We start from the raw sequence: 22,650 nt of genomic DNA, 5'->3' as shown, positions 1-22,650 counted from the left end.
TGTCGCAGAAGATTAATCTTTTAAACTGATCCTGTTATCAGCGAATTTTAGCTGATGGCCAATGAAATCAATATCTGTCAATTCTTTAATCCGTTTAAAGGCACGATGATTATCATCCAGGGTTAAACGGTTAATCTTATCCTGTTTAACTGATACGATATCTGCATATAGAAAATCGCCCCTCGCATTTATTTTTAGCTGAAGCAAGGGCGCAATACCGTTATTGCCTTTTAAGCTAAACATACCATAGGTGCAAAAATTACCTAAACTGTAAGCGATGAATTTATTTTTATACACTTCCACAGCCCGGGTTACATGCGGGCCATGCCCCAACACTACATCCGCACCGGCATCAATAACAGCATGTGCAAAGGCATAAACATTACCTCTGTTCTCTTTATAAAAAATCTCGTTCTTACGGGGAACATGTTCAAACCTTGCTCCTTCACCACCGCCATGAAAAGAAACAATTACAATATCCGCCATCAATTTTAAACGGGCAACCAAAGCCTTGGCACTGTCGATTTTATTAATTGAGACTGTATTCTCGTTCGGTGCGAAGGCACAGAATCCGTACTTTACACTGTCTTTTTCAAAAACTTCAAAAGGTTTGTTTACTTGTCCGGCATAATGGATCTGCAGCGAATCTAAAATCCTTGCTGTATTTTTTCTTCCCCTGGCATCAAAATCACCAACATGGTTATTGGCGATGCTTAAAACATTAAATCCTGCATCCTTGTATATCCCGGCATAGCGCTCTGGCATTCTAAAAGCGTAGCAGTTATTCGGGTTAATGCCATTACATTTGTTCGAATTGCCTGAGTTAAGGAAACAACCTTCGAGGTTCCCAAAAACAATATCACCTTTTAATAAACTATCTACCGCCTGGAAGCTGTTTACAGCATCATCAGGGGGGAGGTTTGTTTTAGATGGAAAAGCGGAGCCGAGCATAATATCGCCTACAGCCGTAATGGATATAGTATCTTTTATTTTTCTGATCACCGTATCCTGTTTGGCTACAGAGGCAGTAATCTGTGCATTATTACTGGTGCAGCTAATTAAAACAATTAGGATAATAGGTAAGATTAAAGTTGTATTAATAAGCTTCATTAGATGTTCTGCAGGTTGTTTGGCCTCTTCTAACAACTATAAAGATCCTGATCCAGAAGTTTCGGGGCAGGACGACGATCGGTTGAGAGAAAATGCTAGTTCAATAAAAAATCCTCCAAAATTACTTCAGGAGGATTGTGTATGTTTTTAACTGTTAACTGAAAAGTGCCAACTGATCTATTCTACTGTAAATTCTTTCTTGAACGATTCTAACACACGCCCACCCTTGTAAAAATAACGGCTGTAATAAGGTTCGTTAAGGTTGCTGATTACTACACCACGAGAACTTGATGCATGTGCAAATCTGTTATCGCCCAAGTAAATACCAACATGTGAAATACTTCTGCTTTTAATCTTGAAGAAAACTAAATCGCCCTCTTTTAAATCTTCTTTAGACAATGGATCTACCATGCTAAAAATATCGCGAGAATTTCTTCTGATGGTAGTGTTGAAAACTTTATCGTAAATCGCTTTAGTGAAAGCCGAACAATCAATGCCTCTTTTGGTGTTTCCACCGTAACTATAAGGAGTTCCGATCCATTCGTAAATAAACTTGTACAGTTTTAAATTCGAAGTTGCATCTACAGCAACCCCCATAACCTGCGAAAAATACTGAGATGCTAGGTTGTCGGGATCATTTAATTCTTTACCAGATTCTTTTGTTTTTGTTTGCGCAAATGCAGCAGAGAGCGTGCAAATAGCAATTAGAGTGGAAAACAAAATTTTTTTAATCATGTTATACAGTTATGTTTGGGTATTCACTTACACATTAACGTACACCACATGGGCTTATTGTTGGTTGCCAAAAGTATTAATTATACAAATGTTATCCAAATATTGAACGTTAAAAAACGAAAGTTATTAACATTTTTGTTTTTCCGCCATCATTTTTTGTTATAAACATCTCCTAAAAACTCATCTTTTCTCAAAAAACGATTTACTTAATTACACTAAACAGGAATAATTCGATTTTATTTTAAATTATGAGAATAAGCGTATATACAGAATTAAATTTCAGAATAAATTGATTCCATATTATGATAAAGGGTGTTGATTTAATTATAAGAAATCGCTGTTAAATCGATATCAGCAGCCAGGGTTTATATTTAATTGTAAAACAACTGTTAAATCTGATTACAACCCTTATACTATGATGTTTTTACACTAAAAAGTGCCAAAAATTACAATAAAAAAATTAGATTTGCTGTCGCAAAAAACAAATACCCTAAAATGAGTGCAGTAGAAATAAATAAAGATACCTGGTTAAAGTGGTTTGAGTCGATGTTGCTTATGCGCAAATTCGAAGAAAAAACTGGCCAGTTATACGGACAACAAAAAATACGTGGCTTTTGTCATTTATACATTGGACAAGAAGCTGTAGTTGCAGGTGCAATATCTGCAATGCAAAAAGGTGATTCAATGATTACAACATACCGTGATCATGCTCATGCCTTAGCTTTGGGAGTTAGTGCTGATAGTATTATGGCAGAAATGTACGGTAAAGCTACAGGTTGCTCTAAAGGTAAAGGTGGTTCAATGCACATGTTCAGTAAAGAGCATAACTTCTACGGTGGTCATGCAATTGTTGGCGGTCAGATTCCATTAGGTGCTGGCGTTGCTTTTGCAGAAAAATACAAAGGAACTGATAATGTTAACATTTGTTATATGGGCGATGGTGCTGTGCGCCAGGGTGCATTAAACGAAACTTTTAACATGGCCATGCTTTGGAAATTGCCTGTTATTTTTGTTTGCGAAAACAATGGTTATGCAATGGGTACCTCAGTACAACGTACCACTAACATGACCGATATTTATAAAATAGGTTTAGGTTTTGATATGCCATGTGCGCCAGTTGATGGTATGGATCCGGTTGCTGTTCACAATGCAATGGACGAAGCGATCCAACGTGCACGTAAAGGTGAAGGGCCTACTTTCTTAGAAATGAGAACTTACCGTTACCGTGGTCACTCAATGTCAGATCCGGCAAAATACCGTACCAAAGAAGAATTAGAAGATTATAAAGCAAAAGATCCAGTTGAGCATGCAAGAGAAACGATTCTTAAAGAAAAGTATGCAGATCAAGCCTGGATTGAAGAAGTAGAAGCTAAAGTAAAAGCAATTGTAGATCAAGCAGTAAAATTTGCTGAAGAATCTCCTTGGCCTGATGCATCTGAATTATACAAAGATGTATATATGCAGCAGGACTACCCTTACGTAATGGACTAATATTAATAAGATTCAATTAATTAGATATAATGGCTGATGTAATTAAAATGCCCAAAATGAGCGACACCATGACCGAAGGGGTTTTGGCAAAGTGGCATAAAAAAGTAGGCGATAAAGTGAAAAGCGGCGATGTTTTGGCAGAAGTAGAAACTGACAAAGCAACAATGGATATGGAATCTTATTGGGATGGTACGATTTTATACATAGGTGTAGAAGAAGGATCAGCCGTTCCTGTTGATGCCATCATGGCCGTTATTGGTAAAGAAGGCGAAGACTATAAAGCAGCGTTAGAGGCTGAAAAAGGCGCAGAAGCCCCAAAAGCAGAAAGCACCGAAGCCCCAAAAGCTGAAGAGAAAAAAGAAGAGGCAGCACCAGCTCAGGGTGGTGGCTTAAGCGAAGAAGAATTAGCTGCAAAAGGTGTTACGGTTATCCGCATGCCTTTATTAAGCGATACTATGACCGAAGGTGTAATCGCCGAATGGCATAAAAAAGTTGGCGATAAAGTAAAAGATGATGATGTTCTTGCTGATGTAGAAACTGATAAAGCGACTATGGAAGTAATGGGCTATGCAACCGGAACTTTATTACACATTGGTGTAGAGAAAGGCGCTGCTGCAAAAGTAAACGGAATTATTGCTATCGTTGGTCCAGAAGGTACTGATGTGAGCGGAATTTTAGCAGGCGGCTCAGCCCCGGCTCCAAAAGCTGAAAGTGCTGAAGCACCTAAAGAAGAAAAATCTGCAAATGTTGCTGAAATTGAAACACCAAGAACTTCATCTTGTGGTACAACTACAGACAACAGCGATAGCCGCGTTAAAGCATCTCCTTTGGCTAAGAAAATAGCTAAAGATAAAGGGATCGATTTAGCACAGGTTGCGGGTAGCGCAGAAGGTGGCCGTATCATTAAAAAAGATATCGAAAACTTTAAACCAAGTGCAGCGCCAGCAAAAGCAGAATCTGCATCAGCTCCGGCTGGAGAGAAAGCTGCAGCACCAGCACCAGTTATTCCTCAGTTTGTTGGTGAAGTTAAATTTACGGAAGCTCCGGTTTCGCAGATGCGTAAAGTAATTGCAAAACGTTTAGCAGAAAGTTTATTTACAGCGCCACATTTCTATTTAACCATCAGTATTGATATGGACAACGCAATGGCTGCCCGTACGGCAATCAATGCAGTTGCTCCTGTTAAGGTTTCTTTCAACGATATCGTAATTAAAGCGGTTGCTGTTGCATTGAAAAAACACCCAGCTGTTAACTCATCATGGGGTGGCGATAAAATCAGATTTAACGAACATACCAACATTGGTGTAGCAATGGCTGTTGAAGATGGTTTATTGGTACCGGTAGTGCGTTTCGCTGATGGCAAATCTTTATCACACATCTCTGCAGAGGTAAAAGATTTTGGTGGTAAAGCAAAAGCTAAAAAATTACAGCCAGCAGATTGGGAAGGTTCTACTTTCACCGTATCTAATTTAGGTATGTTTGGTATTGATGAATTTACTTCAATTATCAACTCTCCTGATGGTGCAATTTTATCAGTAGGTGCTATACAACAAGTTCCAGTGGTTAAAAACGGCGCTGTTGTTCCTGGTAACGTAATGAAATTGACTTTAGGTTGCGATCACCGTGTGGTTGATGGCGCAACCGGAGCACAGTTCTTACAAACATTAAAAGGTTTATTAGAAGAGCCAATCAGGTTATTAGCATAATACTTTGTCATTCTGAGCTTGTCGAAGGATCTCATTATAAAATTTAAAAGCCATTCTTTAGGATGGCTTTTTTGCGTTTAAGGCTTTTCGTAAATGGCGACTTAATTTCCTATTTTTGATTAGAACCTTAACCCAAAATAAATGAAAAAGATATTTCTTTTTGCTGTCTGTATTACTGCAATGCTTGCCTGTAAGCAAAAAAACAGTTCTGATAATGCCGCAGAAAACAAAGCCTTTTCGGCCCTTTGCGAGCAATATTATCAGGATGGATTAAAATTAAATCCTTTAAGCGCTACTTACATCGGAGATCAACGTTATAACGATCTTTTGGCAAATGACGGATCGCAAGCTTATATAAAAGAGTTTAAAAGCTATAACGAACGCTATCTAGATAGCCTGGGCAAATACGATAGAGAAAGTCTAAGTGCAAACGACAAATTATCTTTCGATTATTTAAAAGATCAGTTGGATATTAATATGGAAGGGTTTAAGTATCATTTCGAATACCTGCCGTTTAACCAGATGTTTGCTTTGCCTTTAACCATTGGCCAGTTTGGTTCTGGAACCGGCATCCAGCCTTTTAAAACCGTAAAAAATTATGAAGATTGGTTAAAACGTGTTGATGCATTTTCGGTATGGGCCGATACCGCCATTGGCAATTTTAAAAAAGGTGCTGCCGCCGGTATTGTATTGCCAAAAGCATTGGTGATTAAAATGATCCCCCAGATGCAGAGTATGGTTGTGGCTACACCCGAAGAGAGTTTGTTTTATGGGCCAATCAAATTAATGCCTGCAAGTTTTTCTGCAGCTGATAAACAAAAGTTAACAGAAGCCTACCGCAATTCGATCACTAAAGTAATTGTTCCTACCTATAAAAAATTGGGCGATTACTTGCAGAACGAATATCTGCCAAAAACAAGAACTACCTCTGGCTATTCTGCCATGCCAGGTGGTTTAGCCTGGTACACTTATCTGGTTAAACAACAAACTACCACCAATAAAACACCCGAGGAGATTTATCAAACAGGTTTAAAAGAGGTTGCCCGTATTAAAGGCCAAATGGACAGCATCAAAAACTTAGTTGGCTTTAAGGGTGATTTGAAGGCTTTTTTCGAATACATGAAAACGGATAAAAAATTCATGCCTTATAAAACACCAAAAGAAGTTTTAGCTGCCTTCGAGAATATCCACCAGCGGATGAAACCCAATTTGAAGAAGATGTTTGATGTTGAACCTAAAACACCTTTCGAAATCCGCCAAACAGAAGCTTTCAGAGCAGCATCGGCCAGTGCCGAGTACAATCAGGGTTCAGCAGACGGATCACGCCCCGGAATCTTTTATGTGCCAATTTTAGATGCTAAAACATTTAACACTACTTCGGGTATGGAATCTCTTTTTCTTCATGAGGCAATTCCAGGTCACCATTATCAGATTTCTTTAACCCAGGAAAATAAGTTGCTTCCTAATTTCCGCCGTTTTGGCGGACATAATGCTTATGTAGAAGGTTGGGCATTATATTGCGAGTCGTTGGGTAAAGAACTTGGCCTATACCAAGATCCTTACCAGCATATGGGCGCTTTAGGCGATGAAATGCACAGGGCCATCCGTTTAGTGGTTGATGTGGCCATCCATACAAAAAATATGAGCAGAGAAGAGGCCATAAAATACATGACAGACAATGAAGCCATCAGCACTGAAGGTGCAACAGCAGAAATTGAACGTTATATGGGTATACCTGCACAAGCTTTAGGTTATAAAACTGGTGCCATGAAAATAAGAGAACTGAGAACCAAATATGAGAAAGAATTAGGTCCGAAATTTAAACTGGCGGCTTTTCATACTGCAGTTTTAAAAGATGGATCGTTCCCATTGTCTGTTTTTGAAGCGAAGATGAATGCCTGGGCAGCAAGTCAGAAGTAAAAAAAGGGGATATCAGAAATGGTATCCTCTTTTTACTTTCATTGTCCTTGTTTGCAACGAGGACTATTAAGTCTAAAAACATTCTATCCTACATTCTAATTAATCCCTACTCTATGAATAACTTGTCAAGCCAACCTATTCAACTCAATCAGCGCACTATGATTATTGATATACTTAGAGGCTGGGCACTTTTGGGTGTTGTTTTGATGAATTATTATGATTTTTTTGTACTGGATAAAGACCCTGTTCTCTTTAAGCCCGATAGTTTAACCGACGGCTTGATGTATTTCTCAAAAACAGTTTTTGCAGCCAAATCGTGGACAATGCTGAGCCTGCTCTTTGGTTATGGTTTTGCTGTTTTAATGAATAACATTAGCACTAAGGGAAAGAATCCCTATACTTTTTTTATGCGCCGTATGTTCTGGTTGCTGGTGCTCGCATTAATTAATAGCGCATTGTTTTTTGGCGACATTCTAAAAGATTATGCCATTTTGGGGATGTTACTGTTATTTTTCTATCGAAGCTCAGCCAAAACCACTTTTGTGGTAAGCTTGGTGCTCTTGTTGATTATCCCGGCACTAAGTGCTTTTATCAACTCGCTGCACGACACTGGCCGTGAGGATATCACAAAACTATTTTACCTCTACAGGAGCAATTATCTGGTCGACGTACTGTACTTCGGGCTAAAAGGCACCTATGTTGCCCAAATGATCAGTAAGCCGTACTTATATACGGTACATGTTGTAATGTTCTGTTGTTTTTTATGGGGTTTTAGCCTGTACAAGATCAATTTCTTTAATGCATTTCCAACAAAAATAAAACTGGTAAAAAAAATGTTTTGGATTTCATTGGCTGTTACCCTAGTACTTTCTGCCTATTTCCCTATTATCGACAAATTAAAGTGGAACGTTAAGGATTATTATAACATACGTTATTGGCTAATTTTAAGCACCATGTTATTTATTTCCAGCGCCATTTGCTGGCTGTACATTTCAGAGCGATGCAAAACTTTTTTTGGTAGTTTGGCTATTATGGGTAAAATGACCCTGACCAATTATATGGCACAAAACCTGATAGGCCTGCTTATTTTTTCGGGCTTTGGTCTTGGTATTTGGACGTCAATGCCAATAGGCTTTTATTTAATATTGGCAATTATTATTTACAGACTGCAGGTTTTCTTTAGCAAATGGTGGCTTTCCAGGTATAATTATGGCCCCATTGAATGGATCTGGCGTCAGTTAAGCTATGGAAAAAAATTACCGCTTAAAAAGTTAGCTGGGAAGCCTCTTTTCTCTAGTACTGAATATCAACAACCTTAAACTGTGCAAATCATCCTTAAATCTGCGGGACAAAACCCAAACAGCAAATTGTTTCCCGCAGATTTCGCAAAGTGCGCAGATAAAAATAGTTGAAATCTGTATTAATCTTTTTAGATCTATAGAAAACATTTATTAAAGGTCATTAACTTTTCTCCAGATCGATTGCGATATGTTTGAAGAATTAAAATTAACAAGCAGGCCGAGTTTTAGCCCCGATAGCTTTAGATAGGTAAGTACTTGCTTATGGTGAACAGGCGCAAGTGTTTCTACTGATTTTACTTCGATAATGACCAGATCGTTTATTAATAAACCTATCCGATAGCCGGCATCGAGGGTTATACCTTCAAAAACAACTGGTAATTTTACCTGTTGCTTAACATCTAAGCCATTTTCGGTTAAAACATAAGCCAGGTACCGTTTCATAAACAGATTCTAATAGCCCTGGGCCTAATTCATTGTAAACTGTAAATATTGCACCCCTTATTTGATAGGAGATATCATTCTCATCCATAGTATAAAAATTTAATGGGTATTCTTAAATCAGGATGATTAACTAAAAATATTATAATCTCTGTAATTATCAAAATTATAAATTCAGTTTAAGAAAAAGAGAGCAGCTCTGCGCCTATCTTCTTAAATCTGCGGGAGAAAAACCTGATAACGCTAAACCCTTTGCCCATTACTTTGTTAACTATTAAAACACCCCAAAATCATGGACAAAGAAAAATTGATACAAGAAGCCTATTTGGTTGCACATAAAATAGAGGAGAATGGCAATTTCCCGAACAATCCTACTTTACCGTTAATGATTTACAAAGGTACATTCAGGTTGCATCCTGATGATACCGAAGAAGTAATCAAGAAAGTTTTCGCAGAGAACGGGTATACCAATGCCTGGGTTGATGGTATTTTTGATTACCACCACTACCACAGCAATACGCACGAAGTAATGGGTGTGTTTTGTGGCAAGGCCGATGTACAGTTTGGAGGCGATCATGGTGTTTGTATAGAACTGGATAAAGGTGATGTAATTATTATCCCTGCAGGTGTAGCACATAAAAAACTGAACTCAACCGATGACTTCACTGTTGTTGGTGCATACCCGAATGGCTCAGACTACGATATTAAATATGGCAAAGCTGAAGAGCGGCCTGAAGCAGATGAAGCCATAGCCAAAGTGAAAAATCCAGACAGCGACCCCGTTTATGGAAGTAAAGGTCACTTATTTGAATGCTGGTATAATCAAAATTGCGAAAATGTGTAAAACTCTTTCGTTTTAACCGTCTAAAATTCTTTAATTTTCGGGTTTTAAATACACTATCCTTAATATAAATGAATTTTCGATATATATGTTCAGCATTAGCCCTCTCTGTAACTTTACTAACTGCATGTTCAAGCAAAAAATCTGAAGAGAAAAAGGCTGCTGAAAAAAAAATCCGCACAAAAGATGACGACAAAGCAGATAGCCTCTTATTGGTTTATAATCCACAAAAAGGTGATAAATGGATTGCTGATTTTGTAGATAACCTACACCGGAAATTCAATTTCAACGGAAATATGCTGGTAGCCAAAGATGGAAAAATTCTTTACGAAAAAGCCGTTGGATGGGCCGATTACCTGCACCGCGATAGTTTAACCATCAACTCAGAATTTGAGTTGGCTTCAATTACCAAAACCTTTACCGGTACAGCTATTATGCAATTGGTAGAAGCCGGAAAACTTTCGTTAAACGATAATGTAAAAAAATTCTATCCTAATTTCCCATACGAGGGCATAACGGTGAAATTATTGCTTTCTCACCGCAGCGGCATGATGAACTATGTGTACTTCATTGACGATATCTGGCGTAAAGAAAAACGCAACATGAAAAAAGGCGTAACCAATCAGGAAGTAATGAATGTTATTGCCGAGCGGAAACCAAACCCATATACCAAACCCGATAACCGTTTTCACTACAACAACTCAAACTTTATGGTTTTGGGTGCCATTATAGAAAAGGTAACCGGACAACGTTACTCGCAGTATATGATGGAGCATGTGTTTAAACCTGCCGGACTAAAGCATACGCATGTGTATAGCACCACTGAGTATGAAAAAATTCCGGTTGATGTAGTTGGTCACGACCGCAATAGTTTTAGATATTCTGTTGCACAAAATTTTTTAGACGGTCCTGTTGGAGATAAAGGCATTTATAGCACGGTACACGATTTGGTATTATTTGATAAATACTTGAAAAACGGAAGATTACTCACCAAAAAGAGTCTCGATTCGGCATATGTAGGTCGCAATAAACCCATAAACGGCCATTTTAACTATGGATATGGGTGGAGAATCTTTGATGGCGAAAAGATGGACAAAGTAGTTTATCATACGGGTTGGTGGCATGGTTTCCGCCATATTTATGTGCGGGATTTAGACAAGAATATTGTAATCATATTTTTAGGCAACCTTACTAATGGAAGTTTAATGCATCTTGATGAGCTGTACAAGCATTTCAACATGCCGGTTATCCGTAAAGGGGCTTACCATGGCAATGGAAGTTTGCCAGGAAGCGACGAGGATTAATTACCATATTTAGGCTTTTGGGGTCAATTGATTGGGCCTTAGCCGATCCTAAGAGAGCAGGAATTGGTTTCTTAGCCCCAGGCGAAGCGGCATCCCTGTAGCGCAGCGAAAGGATAAGCAAAGAACGGGAACAAACATTGATCTGGCTGCTGTAACTGCGCTTTAAAAATAAATATCAAAAAACAATTTACCTTAATTTCGTTTTATAATAAAAACAACAAGTTATGTTCGATAAATTATTTGCGGCTCAACAAAAAGCCGAGGAAATTAAAAAACGCCTGGATACCATTTCGGTATTTGGCGAAGTTGAAAATGGTGCCATAAAAATCACCGCTACAGCAAACAAAGCCATCACCGGAATTTCCATTGATGAGGAGTTTTTGAAAAATGCCGATAAGGAAGAATTAGAAGAACTTTTATTAACAGCTATTAATAAAGCTATGGCAAGCGCAGAACAGGTAAGTGCCGCCGAAATGCAGGCATCAGCGCAGGATATGCTTGGAGGCTTAGGTGGTATGTTTGGGCAATAAAACTATTAGAAAACTCAATTGTTATTTTAGTAACATCAATCTTGCTACTTGAGACTCAAATCTTGATACTATTATTATGAAATACACTTATTACGGCCAATCTTGCTTCCTGTTAGAGGCAGCCGGCAAAAAATTACTATTTGATCCGTTTATATCACATAATCCATTAGCTAAAATATAGATACTAAAGCAATTGAGGCCGATTATATACTGGTTAGCCATGGCCATGGCGATCATGTGGCTGATCTGGTAGCATTGGCAAAGCAAACCCAAGCCACCGTTATTGCCATGCCAGAAGTAGTAGATTGGGCAAGTAAGCAAGGCATAGAAAAAGTACATGGAATGAATTTTGGCAAATTTACGTTTGATTGGGGGACTGTACGCATGGTGCCTGCAACCCACTCATCGGGTTTGCCAGATGGAAGTTATGGCGGAAACCCGGCAGGCTTTGTACTTGAAGTAGATGGCAAACAGATTTACTTTGCAGGCGATACAGGTTTAACCATCGAGATGAAGGTTTTGGCTGATATTTACAACCTGGATTATGCCATCTTACCGATTGGTGGAAATTACACGATGGATGTTGATGATGCTTTGGTTGCAACGAAATATTTCGACTGCGATACTGTAATCGGTGTACACTACAATACTTTCCCGGTAATCGAAATTGATACCAAAGTGGCTTTAGATAAATTTAAGCGCGAAAACAAAACCTTATTGTTGCCAGAAATTGGTGAGACGATAAGTTTATAATCTCGTGAGGATTACAAATCCGCCGTTTGAACGGTCGTGATTTGCAATCACGACCAACGAGAAACCATAAGTTTTAGTTTCGGAGAATCGTCATTCCCAACTTGATTGGGAATCGTAATGCCACAAGCCTTAAGATCCCTGCCTGTGCGGGAATGACGACATTTATTAGGGATGTGTATCCCCCATACCAATAAAACAAAAAGGGCCTCCGATTTTCATTGGAGACCCTTCAAATTATAAACCTGAACCTAATTCTTTTTAGCAGCAGCTTTGTTTGCTTTGTAACGCATATCAGCTGTTCCGTCTTTTTTAGTTGGACCAGCAACTTTAGTTACCGCCTTTGCTTTATTTTCTTTAAAACGCATATCTGGCGTGCCATCTGCTTTTACTTTAGCAGCTGTAGTAGTTGTTTTAGTTTCTACTTTTTTAGCCTCTTGTTTTACACCTGCTTTTACTGGTGCAGTTGTAGTTTTTACTTCTTTTTTAGCAACTGTTTTAGCTTTAGCTGCAGGAGCCGTAGCCGGTGTTTGAGCAAATGCTGTTGTTAAACCAAATGCTGCGATTGCGATTAAACTCAATAATTTTTTCATGTTTTTTAGATTTGTTTTTTAATGAACATGAAGCTTCTTCGTTTCACTCAGAGGTTTCATAATCCTTAATTTTTGTTTACTCGTTATTTGTTGATATAAAATTGATTAATTGATATGAAGTTTTAATGAAGATAACGAATATTTTTATTCTTTTAATGTGCAGCCAACCAATTATCCCCCTCACCAATCTCCACTACAATGGGTACAGTGAGTTTAATGGCATTGGCCATTTTATCCTGAATAATTGCCTTCATCGTTTCCTTTTCCGATCTCAGCACATCAAACACCAACTCATCATGTACCTGCATGGTCATAGTTGACTGTAAATTCTGCGCTTTCATTTCTTTGTGGATGTTGATCATCGCAATCTTAATCATATCGGCCGCAGAACCTTGAATGGGTGCGTTAATGGCATTTCGTTCTGCAAAACCTCTTACGGTTTGGTTGGCAGAGTTAATGTCTCTTAAATAACGTCTTCTGCCCATTAAGGTTTCTACAAATCCGTTCTCACGTGCAAAGTTCATGGTATCGCTCATGTAGCGTTTAATACCGGGGTATTGTGCAAAATATTGTTCAATAATTTCGGCAGCTTCCTTACGTGGAATACCTAAATTTTGTGATAAACCAAAAGCAGACTGACCATAAATAATTCCGAAGTTAACAGCTTTTGCATTTCTGCGCTGTGTTCCATTTACTTCTTCGATACTTACACCATACACTTTAGCTGCCGTTGCTGTGTGGATATCGATCCCTTTGTTAAAAGCATCGAGCATATTCTCTTCCTTGCTGATTTCGGCAATAATGCGCAATTCTATCTGTGAATAATCGGCAGATAACAAAATGTAGTTTTCATCCCTTGCGATAAAGGCTTTACGTACCTCTCTACCACGTTCGGTACGAATCGGGATATTCTGTAAATTCGGATTGTTAGAGCTTAATCTGCCTGTTGCTGCAACAGCCTGATTGTAGGATGTATGTACCCTGCCAGTTTTAGGGTTAACCATCAAAGGCAATGCATCAACATAAGTTGATTTAAGCTTCTGTAACTGGCGGAAGTCTAAAATATCCTGTACAATATCACTTTTGCTGGCTAAGGCCATTAAAACGTCTTCTCCAGTTTGGTATTGACCGGTTTTCGTTTTTTTAGCTTTTGGATCTAACTGAAGTTTATCAAATAAAACCTCTCCCAATTGCTTTGGCGAGGCGAGGTTAAATTTAACTCCTGCTTTATCGTAAACATTCTGTTCGAACTTGATAATTTCAGTTTCGAGTTCTTTAGAATAAGCTTTTAAGGTTTCAACATCAATGCGAACACCTTCTTTTTCTATATCTGCCAAAACATAAACCAAAGGGTTCTCAATCTCTTCGGCTAGTTTGGCCGCATTTAGTTCTTTTAATTTTGGTTCAAAGATGTGCGCTAATTGTAATGTCACATCAGCATCTTCGGCCGCATAATCTACAACATCTATTACCGGAACATCGCGCATGGTACCCTGGTTTTTGCCTTTTGCACCAATCAGTTTGGTAATCGAAATAGGAGAGTAACCAAGGTAGTTTTCGGATAATACATCCATACCATGGCGGGTATCAGGGTCGATTAAATAGTGGGCAAGCATGGTATCAAAAAGTTTACCCTCCACCTGAACACCATACCATTTCAGCACTAAAATATCGTATTTGGTATTCTGACCAATTTTTTCAATTTCTTCATTTTCCAACACGACTCTAAATTCGTCGACGATAACCTGAGCCTCTTCTCTCACTGCAGGAACCGGAATGTAATAACCTGTGCCTGGTTTTATGGAGAAAGATAAACCAACTAAATCGGCCATGTTTGCATCGGTACCCGTGGTTTCTGTATCAAATGAGATCCTTTTTTCGGCAAGCAATAATTTAATTAGATCTGCACGTTGTTGAGCAGTATCAACCAGCTGATAATCATGTTCTGTATTTTCGATGGTTTTAGCCGGAAGCTTTTCTGCTGGTTCTTCTTCAAGCGTATTGGTATATTGAATGGCTTCGCCAGCTTGGTTCCCAAATAAATCTGTCTGTGTCCCTTCCTGAAAGCGTGCTGTAGTAACCGAAAATTCATCACCAAATACCCTACGGCCTAAAGTCCTGAATTCTAATTCGGTAAATAGCGGTTCTAATAAATCGCGGCTTGGATCGCAGAGTTCCAAACTGGCTTCGTCTAATTCAACCGGAACATCCAATAAAATAGTAGCCAATTTTTTGGATATCAAACCTTGTTCTGCAAAGTTTTCTACATTTTCGCGCTGTTTTCCTTTTAGCTCATGAGAATTTGCAATAATGTTCTCCATAGAACCGTATTGTTTGATCAAAGCTTTTGCCGTTTTCTCGCCTATGCCTGGAATGCCTGGTATATTATCTACCGCATCGCCCCATAATCCTAAAATATCGATTACTTGTAATACATTTTCGATCTCCCATTTGGCCAATACTTCCTTTACGCCCAATATTTCCATGTCGTTACCCATACGGGAAGGTTTGTAAATAAAAATATTTTCGGAAACCAATTGTGCAAAATCCTTATCAGGGGTCATACAGTAAACCTGATAGCCCTTTTGTTCGGCTTTTTTAGCCAGTGTACCAATAATATCATCGGCCTCATAACCATCAGAGGTAATTACTGGAATATTAAAACCCGTAATTAATTTAATCACATAAGGCATTGCCGCAGCCAGATCTTCGGGCATAGCCTGGCGGTGTGCTTTATATGCTTCGAAAGAAGTATGCCTTTCAGTCGGTGCCTCGGTATCGAAAACAACTGCAATATGTGTTGGTTTTTCTTTCTTCAAAACATCTAACAAGGTATTGGTAAAGCCCATTACTGCCGATGTATTAATGCCTGTTGAGGTGAAACGAGGGTTTTTACTTAATGCAAAATGCGCCCTGTACATCAGCGCCATACCATCTAAGAGAAAGAGTTTTTTATTCATGTGATTACACCGATTTAATGATTATACCGACAAATGGATTTATCGGATGATAAAAGTAACCAAAGTTAGTCATATCACTAAAATGCTTTATCAACAAAAAAATAAATTATTTATTGAAATCTCTAACTTTAAGCATCATTTATAAAAAAACGCTTTTATGAAAACTTTCTTTACCTTAATTTTTTGTCTGACTGCCTGCTTAACCAAGGCTCAGCTCCCATCCGATACCTTGATTACCTACATCACTTTCGAAAACCTAAAAGGGCCAGATGATGGTTATGGCGCATCAATCGAGCGACCAATAGGCAGTGGTGCGTTTAAAAACATAGCCGATCGCGATAACTTAAGGGTAAGAATGGCCAAACTCGAAAATTCTTACCGCTGGCCTGATGGATCAAAAATCGACTTTACGAAAAGAAGTAGTGAGCATTCGAGTATCGGTATTGTAGATCGTTATACTTTGATAAATCCCACTACAAAAGATACGCTATTTCTCTTTGTTGATCCTTATAAAACAGATTCTACATTTTATATTCCAAAGGGATTGGTTGCTGTTAACAAAGAAGTTTTGGCAAAAGAAATTGCAGTACAACTAAAATCAATCGAGGATATTAACGTTGCTAAAGATGCTTTTAGCAATGAACAGGAAAATATTAATAAGATTGCCAACTACATTGCCAGTAATATCGGACTGGTTAATTTTATTGATCGAGAAAATCTGCGTAAAGTGATGACTGATACACAGGCTGATCCAGAGCTAAAGAATTATTTGTTTAAGCTTTATGTTTTGAATAAATTTTATGCATTGGGCAAGAATATCGCCAATACAAAAGCTTATGCTTTAAATAAAATGAAAGAATCATTTATTAATTTCCAAAAAGAGCATCCTGATGTCGCTGCCGGCAATATCAAAATTAATCTGAATTAGTATGTTTTGGAATTAAGTTCCGTTATTTGTGAAAAGCAATTGATCATATGAAACCTCTATTATCTGTTTTTCTTTTCTTATTTACGCTAAATCAACTTTCAGCTCAGGATTTTATTGTTAAAAATAACGATGATGTCATCCGCGGAACAATAAAGGGCACTGATTATTTTTCGGTTTTTATTAGCGCCAATGATGAAGCTGATGTGATTTTGCCCGCAAAGGATGTTAAGAACTTCTTCTGGAACGGTGATAGTTTTGTGAGCAAGGGTTTTGCAAATGGACGCAATTTCGAATACCGTTTTGTGAAGGTAATCGAAATGGGAACGGTTAATCTTTATTCATTTGGCGGAGGTACCTTAGTTCCTGCAGTAAAAGAGAAAAAAGTAAAATTCAGGCCATCAATTGGTATTGGAACAGGAACCGGTGGTTATGGAGGAATGGGTATGGGTGGAGGCATTAGCATCGGCAGTGGCCGTAATGCTGCACCGGAGAGACCCGTAGGTGCGCCGGTTGTTCGTTATTTTATTGAAAAACCAGGTGCTGGTCCTTTACAGGAAGTGCCCATGAAAGCGATAACCGAAGACACCAAAAAGACCGAAGTTAAAAATATTTTATTGCAAAAAATGGGCGACCAACCTGCTTTAAAAGCTAAAGTTGAAGCTGGGACAGATTTTAATAGCAGAGATGTAATAGAATGGGTTAAAGAATATAATGCGACAAAGAAATAGAATCAGAATTAACTGATTCCAGGATTGAGATCGTTTAACTCATGTCTTCACGCTTTAACTTTATATAAATGGCTAAACTGATAGGCTCATCGTTTTTAATTTCACAGTTCTCCATTGTTTTCTGATAGTCAAATTCAAGTTTTTGGAGCACCTTTTTGCTGTTTTCATTTTGAGTTTCAACCATAGCCTCGATTCTTCTTAAGCCTAATTTCTCAAAGGCATAATTGCAAATGGGATTTGCTACTTCTTTAATGATCCCTTTCCCCCAATGTTCTGGCAACAGCCAAAAACCGATTTCAGCCTTTTGATCCGTTTTACTTAAATCATTAAGCCCTATGGCACCTAAGAGACCAAGATTTTGTTTATCACAGATTGCCCACCAGATACCTGTTTCATTTTTTTGAAGGTCATTGAACCAGATCAATTGCGCATTGGTTTCCTCTAGGCTGGAATAGTGCACACCATAATAGCGAATCACATCGGGATGGGATAATCCTTCAAAAACAAATACCAGATCGTCAGAACAAAATTGCCTCAATAAAAATCTATCCGTGTGTATTGTAGCTGAAGCAAACATTACCTTGCACAGCAGTTTAACAAATGGTCGTTAACCATGCCGGTTGCCTGCATATGTGCATAACAGATGGTAGTGCCGAAAAATTTGAAGCCACGTTTTTTCATGTCTTTACTAATCTGATCAGAAAGTTCGGTTCTTGGAGGCACATCACTCATTTTCTTAATTTGATTTTGGATCGGTTTGCCATCAGGAACAAAACCCCACATGTATTTAGAGAAACTGCCAAATTCTTTCTGAATTTCGATAAACAGTTTGGCATTGGTAATGGCTCCGTTAACTTTTAAACGATTGCGGATAATACCTTCATCGTTCATCAATCGTTCTACATCTTTTTCTGTAAAAACGGCTACTTTGTTAACCTCAAAATCGGCAAAGGCTTTACGGTAGTTTTCCCGTCTTCTGAGAATAGTAATCCAGCTTAAACCAGCCTGCGCACCTTCGAGGATCAGGAACTCGAATAAAATTTTATCATCATAAACAGGCTTTCCCCATTCTTCATCATGATATTTGATATAAAGTGGGTCGTTTCCGGCCCAACTACAGCGTATTTTTGAGTCTTGCATACTTTCACCTTTCGAAAAATTTAAATTAAATATTCTTTACAAACTGTTAAAATGGCGATCAATAAAAATGCGCTCGTCACCCTGACCTGTAGCGCAGCGGAAAGCTACGCAGTAAATTTATTTCAGGGTCTTAAGCTTGGATAAATCCTTGAAAAGATGCTGAAATAAATTCAGCATGACGCGTGCTTAAAATAAACAACTAAACTCCCGCCTCCAAACTCAACTCATCCCAATACTCCACAGCTCTCCTATAATGTGGAATTACAATACTACCGCCTACAAGATTGGAGATCATAAAAATTTCGTTCATCTCATCTTGGTTTACACCAGCATCGAAACACTTGCCCAAATGGTATTTAATGCAATCATCACAACGTAAAACCATCGAGGCCACCAGGCCTAACATCTCTTTCGTTTTAACATCCAATGCTCCCTCGGCATAGGAGGTTGTATCGAGCGCAAAAAATCGTTTAATATTTGTATTCGCCGTCTCCATAATTCTATCGTTCATTTTTTCACGATAACCATTAAATTCTTCTACAAGCTTTCCCATATTTTAAAATCTTTTTTAACTGTTATTTGTTAGTGATATAAACATTTGATTATGAAAATGATATCTCCAAAATTCCATGCCGTTTTAGATTACCTGTTAGTAATGCTTTTATTGGCTTCGCCTGATATTTTTGGCCTTTCTAAAACCGCCTCAACACTGGCATACACGTTGGGCATCATTCATTTTTTATTAACGATAACTACTAATTTTAGCGGGGGTATTTTTAAAATCATTAACCTTAAACTTCACGGCCTTATCGAATTTTTCGTTAGTATTGTTCTTGTTATTTTAGCCTTTACGCTTTTTAAAGGAAATTTAACCGACGAAATTTTCTACGCCTGCTTAGGTTTATTGATTCTGATTATTTTTACCCTTACCGATTATAAACGAAGTTTACCTGTTATATTGTAATTTCTTCGAGCGGATTCCAGAATACTTTTTTAAAGTTTACCACCTTATCGTTTTTCACTTCAACGCCTTCTTTCCTTAACAGCTCCTCCATCAGTTCGGGTGGTTTGAAATGAAACTTTCCGGTAAGCAAGCCACTACTGTTTACCACCCTGTGGGCAGGCACATTAGGATAGGCTGTTCCGGCATAAAGCATGGCATGTCCCACCATTCTTGATGATTTTGCAGCACCTAAACTTTTCGCGATAGCTCCATAAGAAGTAACCCTTCCTTTCGGAATTAACCGGGCAATCTCATAAACCTGTTCGTAAAAGTTGGTATCCATTATTCAAAAGAAAATTGAATATAATTAATATTTTTATCGTGTAACAAGTATTTTTTCTCGTAATAAGTTTTAATCGACAATACTTCATCAACCAATTCAGAAGTATACAAATGATCGGTATTTTTATGTACAGGCAATTCTAATTCTGCAACCTTTTCGCAAGTATAAGCATACAATTGGTCATTATCCGTTTTCAAATTAACATTGCCACCTGGTTTTAAAACAAGTTTATAGCGGTTTAGGAATGCGGGGAAAGTCAAACGTTTTTTCTCACGGCTATCCTGCGGTTGCGGATCGGGGAAAGTGATCCAGATCTCGTCAATTTCTCGTTCGTTAAAATAATCCAATAAATTTTCAATCTGGATTCTTAAAAAAGCAACGTTATTAATTCCATCTTCAATAGCTGTTTTTGCACCTCGCCAAATGCGGTTACCTTTATAATCAATACCTATAAAGTTTTTTTCAGGAAATAACCTGGCTAAGTTTACCGAATATTCGCCTTTTCCACATGCCAGTTCGAGCACAATGGGATTCGTATTTTTAAAATGTGCTGAAGCCCAGTTTCCCTTTAAAGCTTTTCCTTGTTCTAATTGATATACGTTTGCAAATGTTTCAATTTCTGCAAAACGCCTAAGTTTATCTTTACCCAAAAGTTTTTTTTCTGCAAAAATACGATTAAATCAATAATCGAAGTTTCTTTTGCCAGAAAGATTAATGTCATTCTTATTTAGGAATCGTATTTTTGTAGCCTATAAAAAACACCGTGGAAAAAAACGCTAAAATATATGTTGCAGGTCATCGTGGTATGGTAGGTTCGGCCATTCACCGCAAACTGCAAAAAGAGGGTTACGAGAATATTATAACCAAAACTTCGAACGAGCTAGATTTACGCAACCAACAGGCGGTTACCAATTTCTTTGCAGAAGAAAAACCAGATTATGTATTTCTTGCCGCAGCAAAGGTAGGTGGCATTATAGCCAACAATACATACAGGGCCGATTTTCTCTACGAAAATTTAGCCATACAAAATAATGTGATCCACAATGCTTATGTAAATGGTGTTAAGAAACTTATGTTTTTGGGATCGAGCTGTATTTACCCTAAAATGGCCCCGCAGCCTTTAAAAGAAGATTACCTTTTAACCGGAACGTTAGAGCACACCAACGAGCCCTATGCCATTGCAAAAATTGCAGGGATTAAAATGTGTGACGCCTACCGCGATCAATATGGCTGTAATTTTATTTCGGTAATGCCAACAAATTTATATGGCTTTAATGACAACTATCACCCTCAAAATTCGCATGTTTTACCTGCTTTGATCCGTAAGGTACACGAGGCAAAAGCGAATAACGAAAAAGAGATTGTGGTTTGGGGATCTGGCTCGCCTATGCGCGAATTTTTGTTTGCAGATGATCTGGCAGATGCCTGTTATTTCCTGATGCAAAACTACAACGAACCACATTTGATCAATGCTGGTACCGGGCACGATTTAACCATTAAAGATTTAGCTTTATTAATCAAAGAGGTACTGGGCTTTGAAGGCGAATTGGTATTCGATGCAAGCAAACCCGATGGAACGCCACGCAAATTGATGGACGTAAGCAAACTTCATAATTTAGGCTGGAAACATCAAATAGAACTTCGCGAAGGTATTGCACTGGCTTATCAGGATTTCGAAAGTCGGTACTAAATAAATTTTACAACGGTGTGCAGGATAACATCCTGCGCAATTTTATTTATGGCTTATTTTTTAGCGGCAGGATCATAAATGGCTACTGCTACCTTGCTGTCGGCACAGCCATAATATAAAAACCATTTCTCTTTGAAATAAACCAGCCCCTCGATAAAAACCGTGCCTGACGGGTATTGCCCACTTTTTTCGAAAGGCGCAGTAGGCACGAAAAAAGGTTGGTCAAGCCTCGCTATCACTTTTGAAGGATGCTTCAGGTCGAACAATACCTGCCCGGCCGAATAGGTATTGGCTACATAATTGGTATCTCTTTCTGCATCGCTCCTGTTTTTACCATTATATAAAACTAAAATGCCCTTATCTGTGACAATTGCCGGCGGACCGCATTCGGTCAGGTCACTATCGAAATGTTTTTTTCTGGGTTTCACAATTAAATCTAAATCACCTTTTGCATTTAAAGCTGGTTCCCAATTGATAAGATCGACTGAAGTAGCAATATTCATGAAACGTTCGCCCCAGTACATCATATATTTGCCATTTATTTTGACGATCACTTGTTTTCCATTTTCCACTTTGGTTACAATTGAACCAGATTTACATTTGAGATTCTGAAATTTACCATTATAGGCGCTACTAAACGCAGGGCCGTGTTTGGTCCAGTATTTTAAATCTTTGGAAGTGGCTACAGCCAGGCGGAATATATTTCGGTTCCATTGGGTATACAGCATCACATACACACCCTCTGCGGTAACCGCAATTCGCGGATCTTCGCAACCACCCGGCCATTCGTATGCTTTCTGATTATCTTCATCAGGGTAGAGCACGGGCTCTGGATTCCGCTTCATTGTGATGCCATTGCTACTTTCAGCAATACCTATTCTGGAAGTCCGCATGCCAATTCCATTACCAGACCTGTCTTCTCCGCGATAGAGCAGATATACTTTATTTTTGTATACAGCAGCAGCAGGATTAAATACATCGCCCGCTTCCCACGCTATTTTTTGTTTACTCATAGGGTCGAAGAAAACACTTTCGGCTTTTGGCGAAATAATGGGATTAACATTTTCTGGCCGTATAAATGGCCCTAACGCCCAATCGGAAAATTGGTTTTGGGCATTTGCTGCAAAGGCCAGCGGAAGAGAAATGAGAAGAAGGACAAAGCGTAATACGATTCTGTTCATAAAGCTAAAATACCTAAT

At 38.4% G+C, this 22,650-nt stretch carries 24 protein-coding genes; 12 read left to right on the top strand and 12 right to left on the bottom strand.

From position 1 onward, the window contains the following. Positions 1–12 precede the first annotated feature (12 nt). A complete protein-coding gene (locus EYS08_RS07835; protein WP_131029492.1) occupies positions 13–1,110 on the bottom strand; it encodes a CapA family protein in 1,098 nt (365 codons plus the stop codon). 177 nt (positions 1,111–1,287) lie between these two features. Next, positions 1,288–1,845 (bottom strand): C40 family peptidase, encoded by a 558-nt coding sequence (locus EYS08_RS07830; protein ID WP_131029491.1) that lies wholly within the window; start codon positions 1,843–1,845, stop codon positions 1,288–1,290. A gap of 495 nt (positions 1,846–2,340) precedes the next feature. Here EYS08_RS07830 and pdhA point away from each other — a divergent pair, with 495 nt between their 5' ends. The 4 genes from pdhA to EYS08_RS07810 all read left to right on the top strand — a co-directional run bounded on the left by pdhA (position 2,341) and on the right by EYS08_RS07810 (position 8,281). After that, on the top strand, positions 2,341–3,336 hold the full coding sequence (gene pdhA / locus EYS08_RS07825) for a pyruvate dehydrogenase (acetyl-transferring) E1 component subunit alpha (protein ID WP_029274973.1): 996 nt from the start codon (positions 2,341–2,343) through the stop codon (positions 3,334–3,336). A 29-nt stretch (positions 3,337–3,365) separates the two neighbouring features. Beyond that, positions 3,366–5,042 (top strand): 2-oxo acid dehydrogenase subunit E2, encoded by a 1,677-nt coding sequence (locus tag EYS08_RS07820; RefSeq protein ID WP_131029490.1) that lies wholly within the window; start codon positions 3,366–3,368, stop codon positions 5,040–5,042. 141 nt (positions 5,043–5,183) lie between these two features. Further along, positions 5,184–6,962, top strand: a complete 1,779-nt coding sequence (locus EYS08_RS07815; protein WP_131029489.1) for a DUF885 domain-containing protein — start codon at positions 5,184–5,186, stop codon at positions 6,960–6,962. Between the two features lie 113 nt (positions 6,963–7,075). Further along, positions 7,076–8,281, top strand: coding sequence for a DUF418 domain-containing protein (locus tag EYS08_RS07810; protein WP_131029488.1), 1,206 nt, complete (start codon positions 7,076–7,078; stop codon positions 8,279–8,281). A 132-nt stretch (positions 8,282–8,413) separates the two neighbouring features. Here the strand turns inward: EYS08_RS07810 and EYS08_RS07805 are convergent, their stop codons facing one another. Continuing rightward, on the bottom strand, positions 8,414–8,704 hold the full coding sequence (locus EYS08_RS07805) for a GxxExxY protein (protein ID WP_262711720.1): 291 nt from the start codon (positions 8,702–8,704) through the stop codon (positions 8,414–8,416). Continuing rightward, entirely contained in the window at positions 8,655–8,792 is a 138-nt protein-coding gene (locus EYS08_RS26635; RefSeq protein ID WP_394343109.1) for a GxxExxY protein, read from the bottom strand. Before EYS08_RS26635 ends, EYS08_RS07805 begins: the two co-directional genes overlap by 50 nt. A gap of 201 nt (positions 8,793–8,993) precedes the next feature. Here EYS08_RS26635 and EYS08_RS07800 point away from each other — a divergent pair, with 201 nt between their 5' ends. The 4 genes from EYS08_RS07800 (at position 8,994) to EYS08_RS07785 (ending at position 12,129) form a co-directional block, all read left to right on the top strand. Then, entirely contained in the window at positions 8,994–9,545 is a 552-nt protein-coding gene (locus EYS08_RS07800) for a cupin domain-containing protein (protein ID WP_131029487.1), read from the top strand. A 68-nt stretch (positions 9,546–9,613) separates the two neighbouring features. After that, the gene (locus EYS08_RS07795; RefSeq protein ID WP_131029486.1) at positions 9,614–10,846 is read left to right on the top strand and encodes a serine hydrolase domain-containing protein; all 1,233 of its coding nucleotides are present in this window, start codon (positions 9,614–9,616) and stop codon (positions 10,844–10,846) included. A gap of 224 nt (positions 10,847–11,070) precedes the next feature. Next, positions 11,071–11,376, top strand: a complete 306-nt coding sequence (locus EYS08_RS07790; protein ID WP_057930731.1) for a YbaB/EbfC family nucleoid-associated protein — start codon at positions 11,071–11,073, stop codon at positions 11,374–11,376. A gap of 237 nt (positions 11,377–11,613) precedes the next feature. Continuing rightward, positions 11,614–12,129, top strand: a complete 516-nt coding sequence (locus EYS08_RS07785) for a metal-dependent hydrolase (RefSeq protein ID WP_244215889.1) — start codon at positions 11,614–11,616, stop codon at positions 12,127–12,129. 248 nt (positions 12,130–12,377) lie between these two features. Here the strand turns inward: EYS08_RS07785 and EYS08_RS07780 are convergent, their stop codons facing one another. Further along, a complete protein-coding gene (locus EYS08_RS07780) occupies positions 12,378–12,719 on the bottom strand; it encodes a hypothetical protein (RefSeq protein WP_131029485.1) in 342 nt (113 codons plus the stop codon). 152 nt (positions 12,720–12,871) lie between these two features. Beyond that, positions 12,872–15,679, bottom strand: coding sequence for a DNA polymerase I (gene polA / locus EYS08_RS07775; protein WP_131029484.1), 2,808 nt, complete (start codon positions 15,677–15,679; stop codon positions 12,872–12,874). A 157-nt stretch (positions 15,680–15,836) separates the two neighbouring features. Here polA and EYS08_RS07770 point away from each other — a divergent pair, with 157 nt between their 5' ends. After that, positions 15,837–16,607 carry a hypothetical protein gene (locus tag EYS08_RS07770; protein WP_131029483.1) on the top strand — a complete coding sequence of 257 codons (771 nt, stop codon included), beginning with the start codon at positions 15,837–15,839 and terminating at the stop codon, positions 16,605–16,607. A 47-nt stretch (positions 16,608–16,654) separates the two neighbouring features. Further along, positions 16,655–17,335: a hypothetical protein gene (locus tag EYS08_RS07765; protein WP_131029482.1), complete on the top strand. Its 681-nt coding sequence runs from the start codon at positions 16,655–16,657 to the stop codon at positions 17,333–17,335. 34 nt (positions 17,336–17,369) lie between these two features. Here EYS08_RS07765 and EYS08_RS07760 read toward each other — a convergent pair whose 3' ends face one another. From EYS08_RS07760 to EYS08_RS07750, 3 genes are all read right to left on the bottom strand, one after another. Continuing rightward, complete coding sequence (locus EYS08_RS07760; RefSeq protein ID WP_131029481.1) at positions 17,370–17,912, bottom strand: GNAT family N-acetyltransferase; 543 nt, start codon at positions 17,910–17,912, stop codon at positions 17,370–17,372. Next, positions 17,912–18,475, bottom strand: coding sequence for a DNA-3-methyladenine glycosylase I (locus tag EYS08_RS07755; RefSeq protein WP_131029480.1), 564 nt, complete (start codon positions 18,473–18,475; stop codon positions 17,912–17,914). Before EYS08_RS07755 ends, EYS08_RS07760 begins: the two co-directional genes overlap by 1 nt. 199 nt (positions 18,476–18,674) lie before the next feature. Next, positions 18,675–19,028, bottom strand: coding sequence for a carboxymuconolactone decarboxylase family protein (locus EYS08_RS07750; RefSeq protein WP_131029479.1), 354 nt, complete (start codon positions 19,026–19,028; stop codon positions 18,675–18,677). A 51-nt stretch (positions 19,029–19,079) separates the two neighbouring features. Here EYS08_RS07750 and EYS08_RS07745 point away from each other — a divergent pair, with 51 nt between their 5' ends. Beyond that, the gene (locus tag EYS08_RS07745) at positions 19,080–19,439 is read left to right on the top strand and encodes a hypothetical protein (protein WP_029274956.1); all 360 of its coding nucleotides are present in this window, start codon (positions 19,080–19,082) and stop codon (positions 19,437–19,439) included. Here EYS08_RS07745 and EYS08_RS07740 read toward each other — a convergent pair. Both EYS08_RS07740 and trmB read right to left on the bottom strand, forming a co-directional pair. Further along, positions 19,429–19,761 carry an MGMT family protein gene (locus tag EYS08_RS07740; protein WP_131029478.1) on the bottom strand — a complete coding sequence of 111 codons (333 nt, stop codon included), beginning with the start codon at positions 19,759–19,761 and terminating at the stop codon, positions 19,429–19,431. The two genes, EYS08_RS07745 and EYS08_RS07740, sit on opposite strands and share 11 nt — an antisense overlap. After that, entirely contained in the window at positions 19,761–20,411 is a 651-nt protein-coding gene (trmB, locus tag EYS08_RS07735) for a tRNA (guanosine(46)-N7)-methyltransferase TrmB (protein WP_131029477.1), read from the bottom strand. The genes EYS08_RS07740 and trmB overlap by 1 nt, the downstream gene beginning before the upstream one ends. A gap of 113 nt (positions 20,412–20,524) precedes the next feature. Between trmB and fcl the strand changes: the two genes are divergently transcribed. Next, a complete protein-coding gene (fcl, locus tag EYS08_RS07730) occupies positions 20,525–21,451 on the top strand; it encodes a GDP-L-fucose synthase (protein WP_131029476.1) in 927 nt (308 codons plus the stop codon). Positions 21,452–21,504: 53 nt separating this feature from the next. Here fcl and EYS08_RS07725 read toward each other — a convergent pair whose 3' ends face one another. Further along, on the bottom strand, positions 21,505–22,632 hold the full coding sequence (locus tag EYS08_RS07725) for a glycoside hydrolase family 130 protein (RefSeq protein WP_131029475.1): 1,128 nt from the start codon (positions 22,630–22,632) through the stop codon (positions 21,505–21,507). Positions 22,633–22,650 lie beyond the last annotated feature (18 nt).

The sequence above is a fragment of the Pedobacter kyonggii genome, assembly GCF_004310665.1.
In the GTDB taxonomy this organism is placed as follows: domain Bacteria; phylum Bacteroidota; class Bacteroidia; order Sphingobacteriales; family Sphingobacteriaceae; genus Pedobacter; species Pedobacter kyonggii.
This window is presented reverse-complemented; position numbering and strand designations above follow the sequence as displayed.

Excerpts from the sequence above, each read along its gene's own strand:
- EYS08_RS26635 (WP_394343109.1), bottom strand. The coding sequence starts at position 8,792 with ATGGATGAGAATGATATCTCCTATCAAATAAGGGGTGCAATATTTACA.
- EYS08_RS07810 (WP_131029488.1), top strand. The coding sequence starts at position 7,076 with ATGAATAACTTGTCAAGCCAACCTATTCAACTCAATCAGCGCACTATG.
- EYS08_RS07745 (WP_029274956.1), top strand. The coding sequence starts at position 19,080 with ATGAAAATGATATCTCCAAAATTCCATGCCGTTTTAGATTACCTGTTA.
- EYS08_RS07805 (WP_262711720.1), bottom strand. The coding sequence starts at position 8,704 with ATGAAACGGTACCTGGCTTATGTTTTAACCGAAAATGGCTTAGATGTT.
- EYS08_RS07750 (WP_131029479.1), bottom strand. The coding sequence starts at position 19,028 with ATGGGAAAGCTTGTAGAAGAATTTAATGGTTATCGTGAAAAAATGAAC.
- polA (WP_131029484.1), bottom strand. The coding sequence starts at position 15,679 with ATGAATAAAAAACTCTTTCTCTTAGATGGTATGGCGCTGATGTACAGG.
- EYS08_RS07820 (WP_131029490.1), top strand. The coding sequence starts at position 3,366 with ATGGCTGATGTAATTAAAATGCCCAAAATGAGCGACACCATGACCGAA.
- EYS08_RS07780 (WP_131029485.1), bottom strand. The coding sequence starts at position 12,719 with ATGAAAAAATTATTGAGTTTAATCGCAATCGCAGCATTTGGTTTAACA.
- EYS08_RS07725 (WP_131029475.1), bottom strand. The coding sequence starts at position 22,632 with ATGAACAGAATCGTATTACGCTTTGTCCTTCTTCTCATTTCTCTTCCG.
- EYS08_RS07830 (WP_131029491.1), bottom strand. The coding sequence starts at position 1,845 with ATGATTAAAAAAATTTTGTTTTCCACTCTAATTGCTATTTGCACGCTC.
- EYS08_RS07815 (WP_131029489.1), top strand. The coding sequence starts at position 5,184 with ATGAAAAAGATATTTCTTTTTGCTGTCTGTATTACTGCAATGCTTGCC.
- pdhA (WP_029274973.1), top strand. The coding sequence starts at position 2,341 with ATGAGTGCAGTAGAAATAAATAAAGATACCTGGTTAAAGTGGTTTGAG.
- EYS08_RS07795 (WP_131029486.1), top strand. The coding sequence starts at position 9,614 with ATGAATTTTCGATATATATGTTCAGCATTAGCCCTCTCTGTAACTTTA.
- EYS08_RS07740 (WP_131029478.1), bottom strand. The coding sequence starts at position 19,761 with ATGGATACCAACTTTTACGAACAGGTTTATGAGATTGCCCGGTTAATT.
- EYS08_RS07800 (WP_131029487.1), top strand. The coding sequence starts at position 8,994 with ATGGACAAAGAAAAATTGATACAAGAAGCCTATTTGGTTGCACATAAA.
- EYS08_RS07755 (WP_131029480.1), bottom strand. The coding sequence starts at position 18,475 with ATGCAAGACTCAAAAATACGCTGTAGTTGGGCCGGAAACGACCCACTT.
- EYS08_RS07835 (WP_131029492.1), bottom strand. The coding sequence starts at position 1,110 with ATGAAGCTTATTAATACAACTTTAATCTTACCTATTATCCTAATTGTT.
- EYS08_RS07760 (WP_131029481.1), bottom strand. The coding sequence starts at position 17,912 with ATGTTTGCTTCAGCTACAATACACACGGATAGATTTTTATTGAGGCAA.
- EYS08_RS07770 (WP_131029483.1), top strand. The coding sequence starts at position 15,837 with ATGAAAACTTTCTTTACCTTAATTTTTTGTCTGACTGCCTGCTTAACC.
- EYS08_RS07765 (WP_131029482.1), top strand. The coding sequence starts at position 16,655 with ATGAAACCTCTATTATCTGTTTTTCTTTTCTTATTTACGCTAAATCAA.
- EYS08_RS07790 (WP_057930731.1), top strand. The coding sequence starts at position 11,071 with ATGTTCGATAAATTATTTGCGGCTCAACAAAAAGCCGAGGAAATTAAA.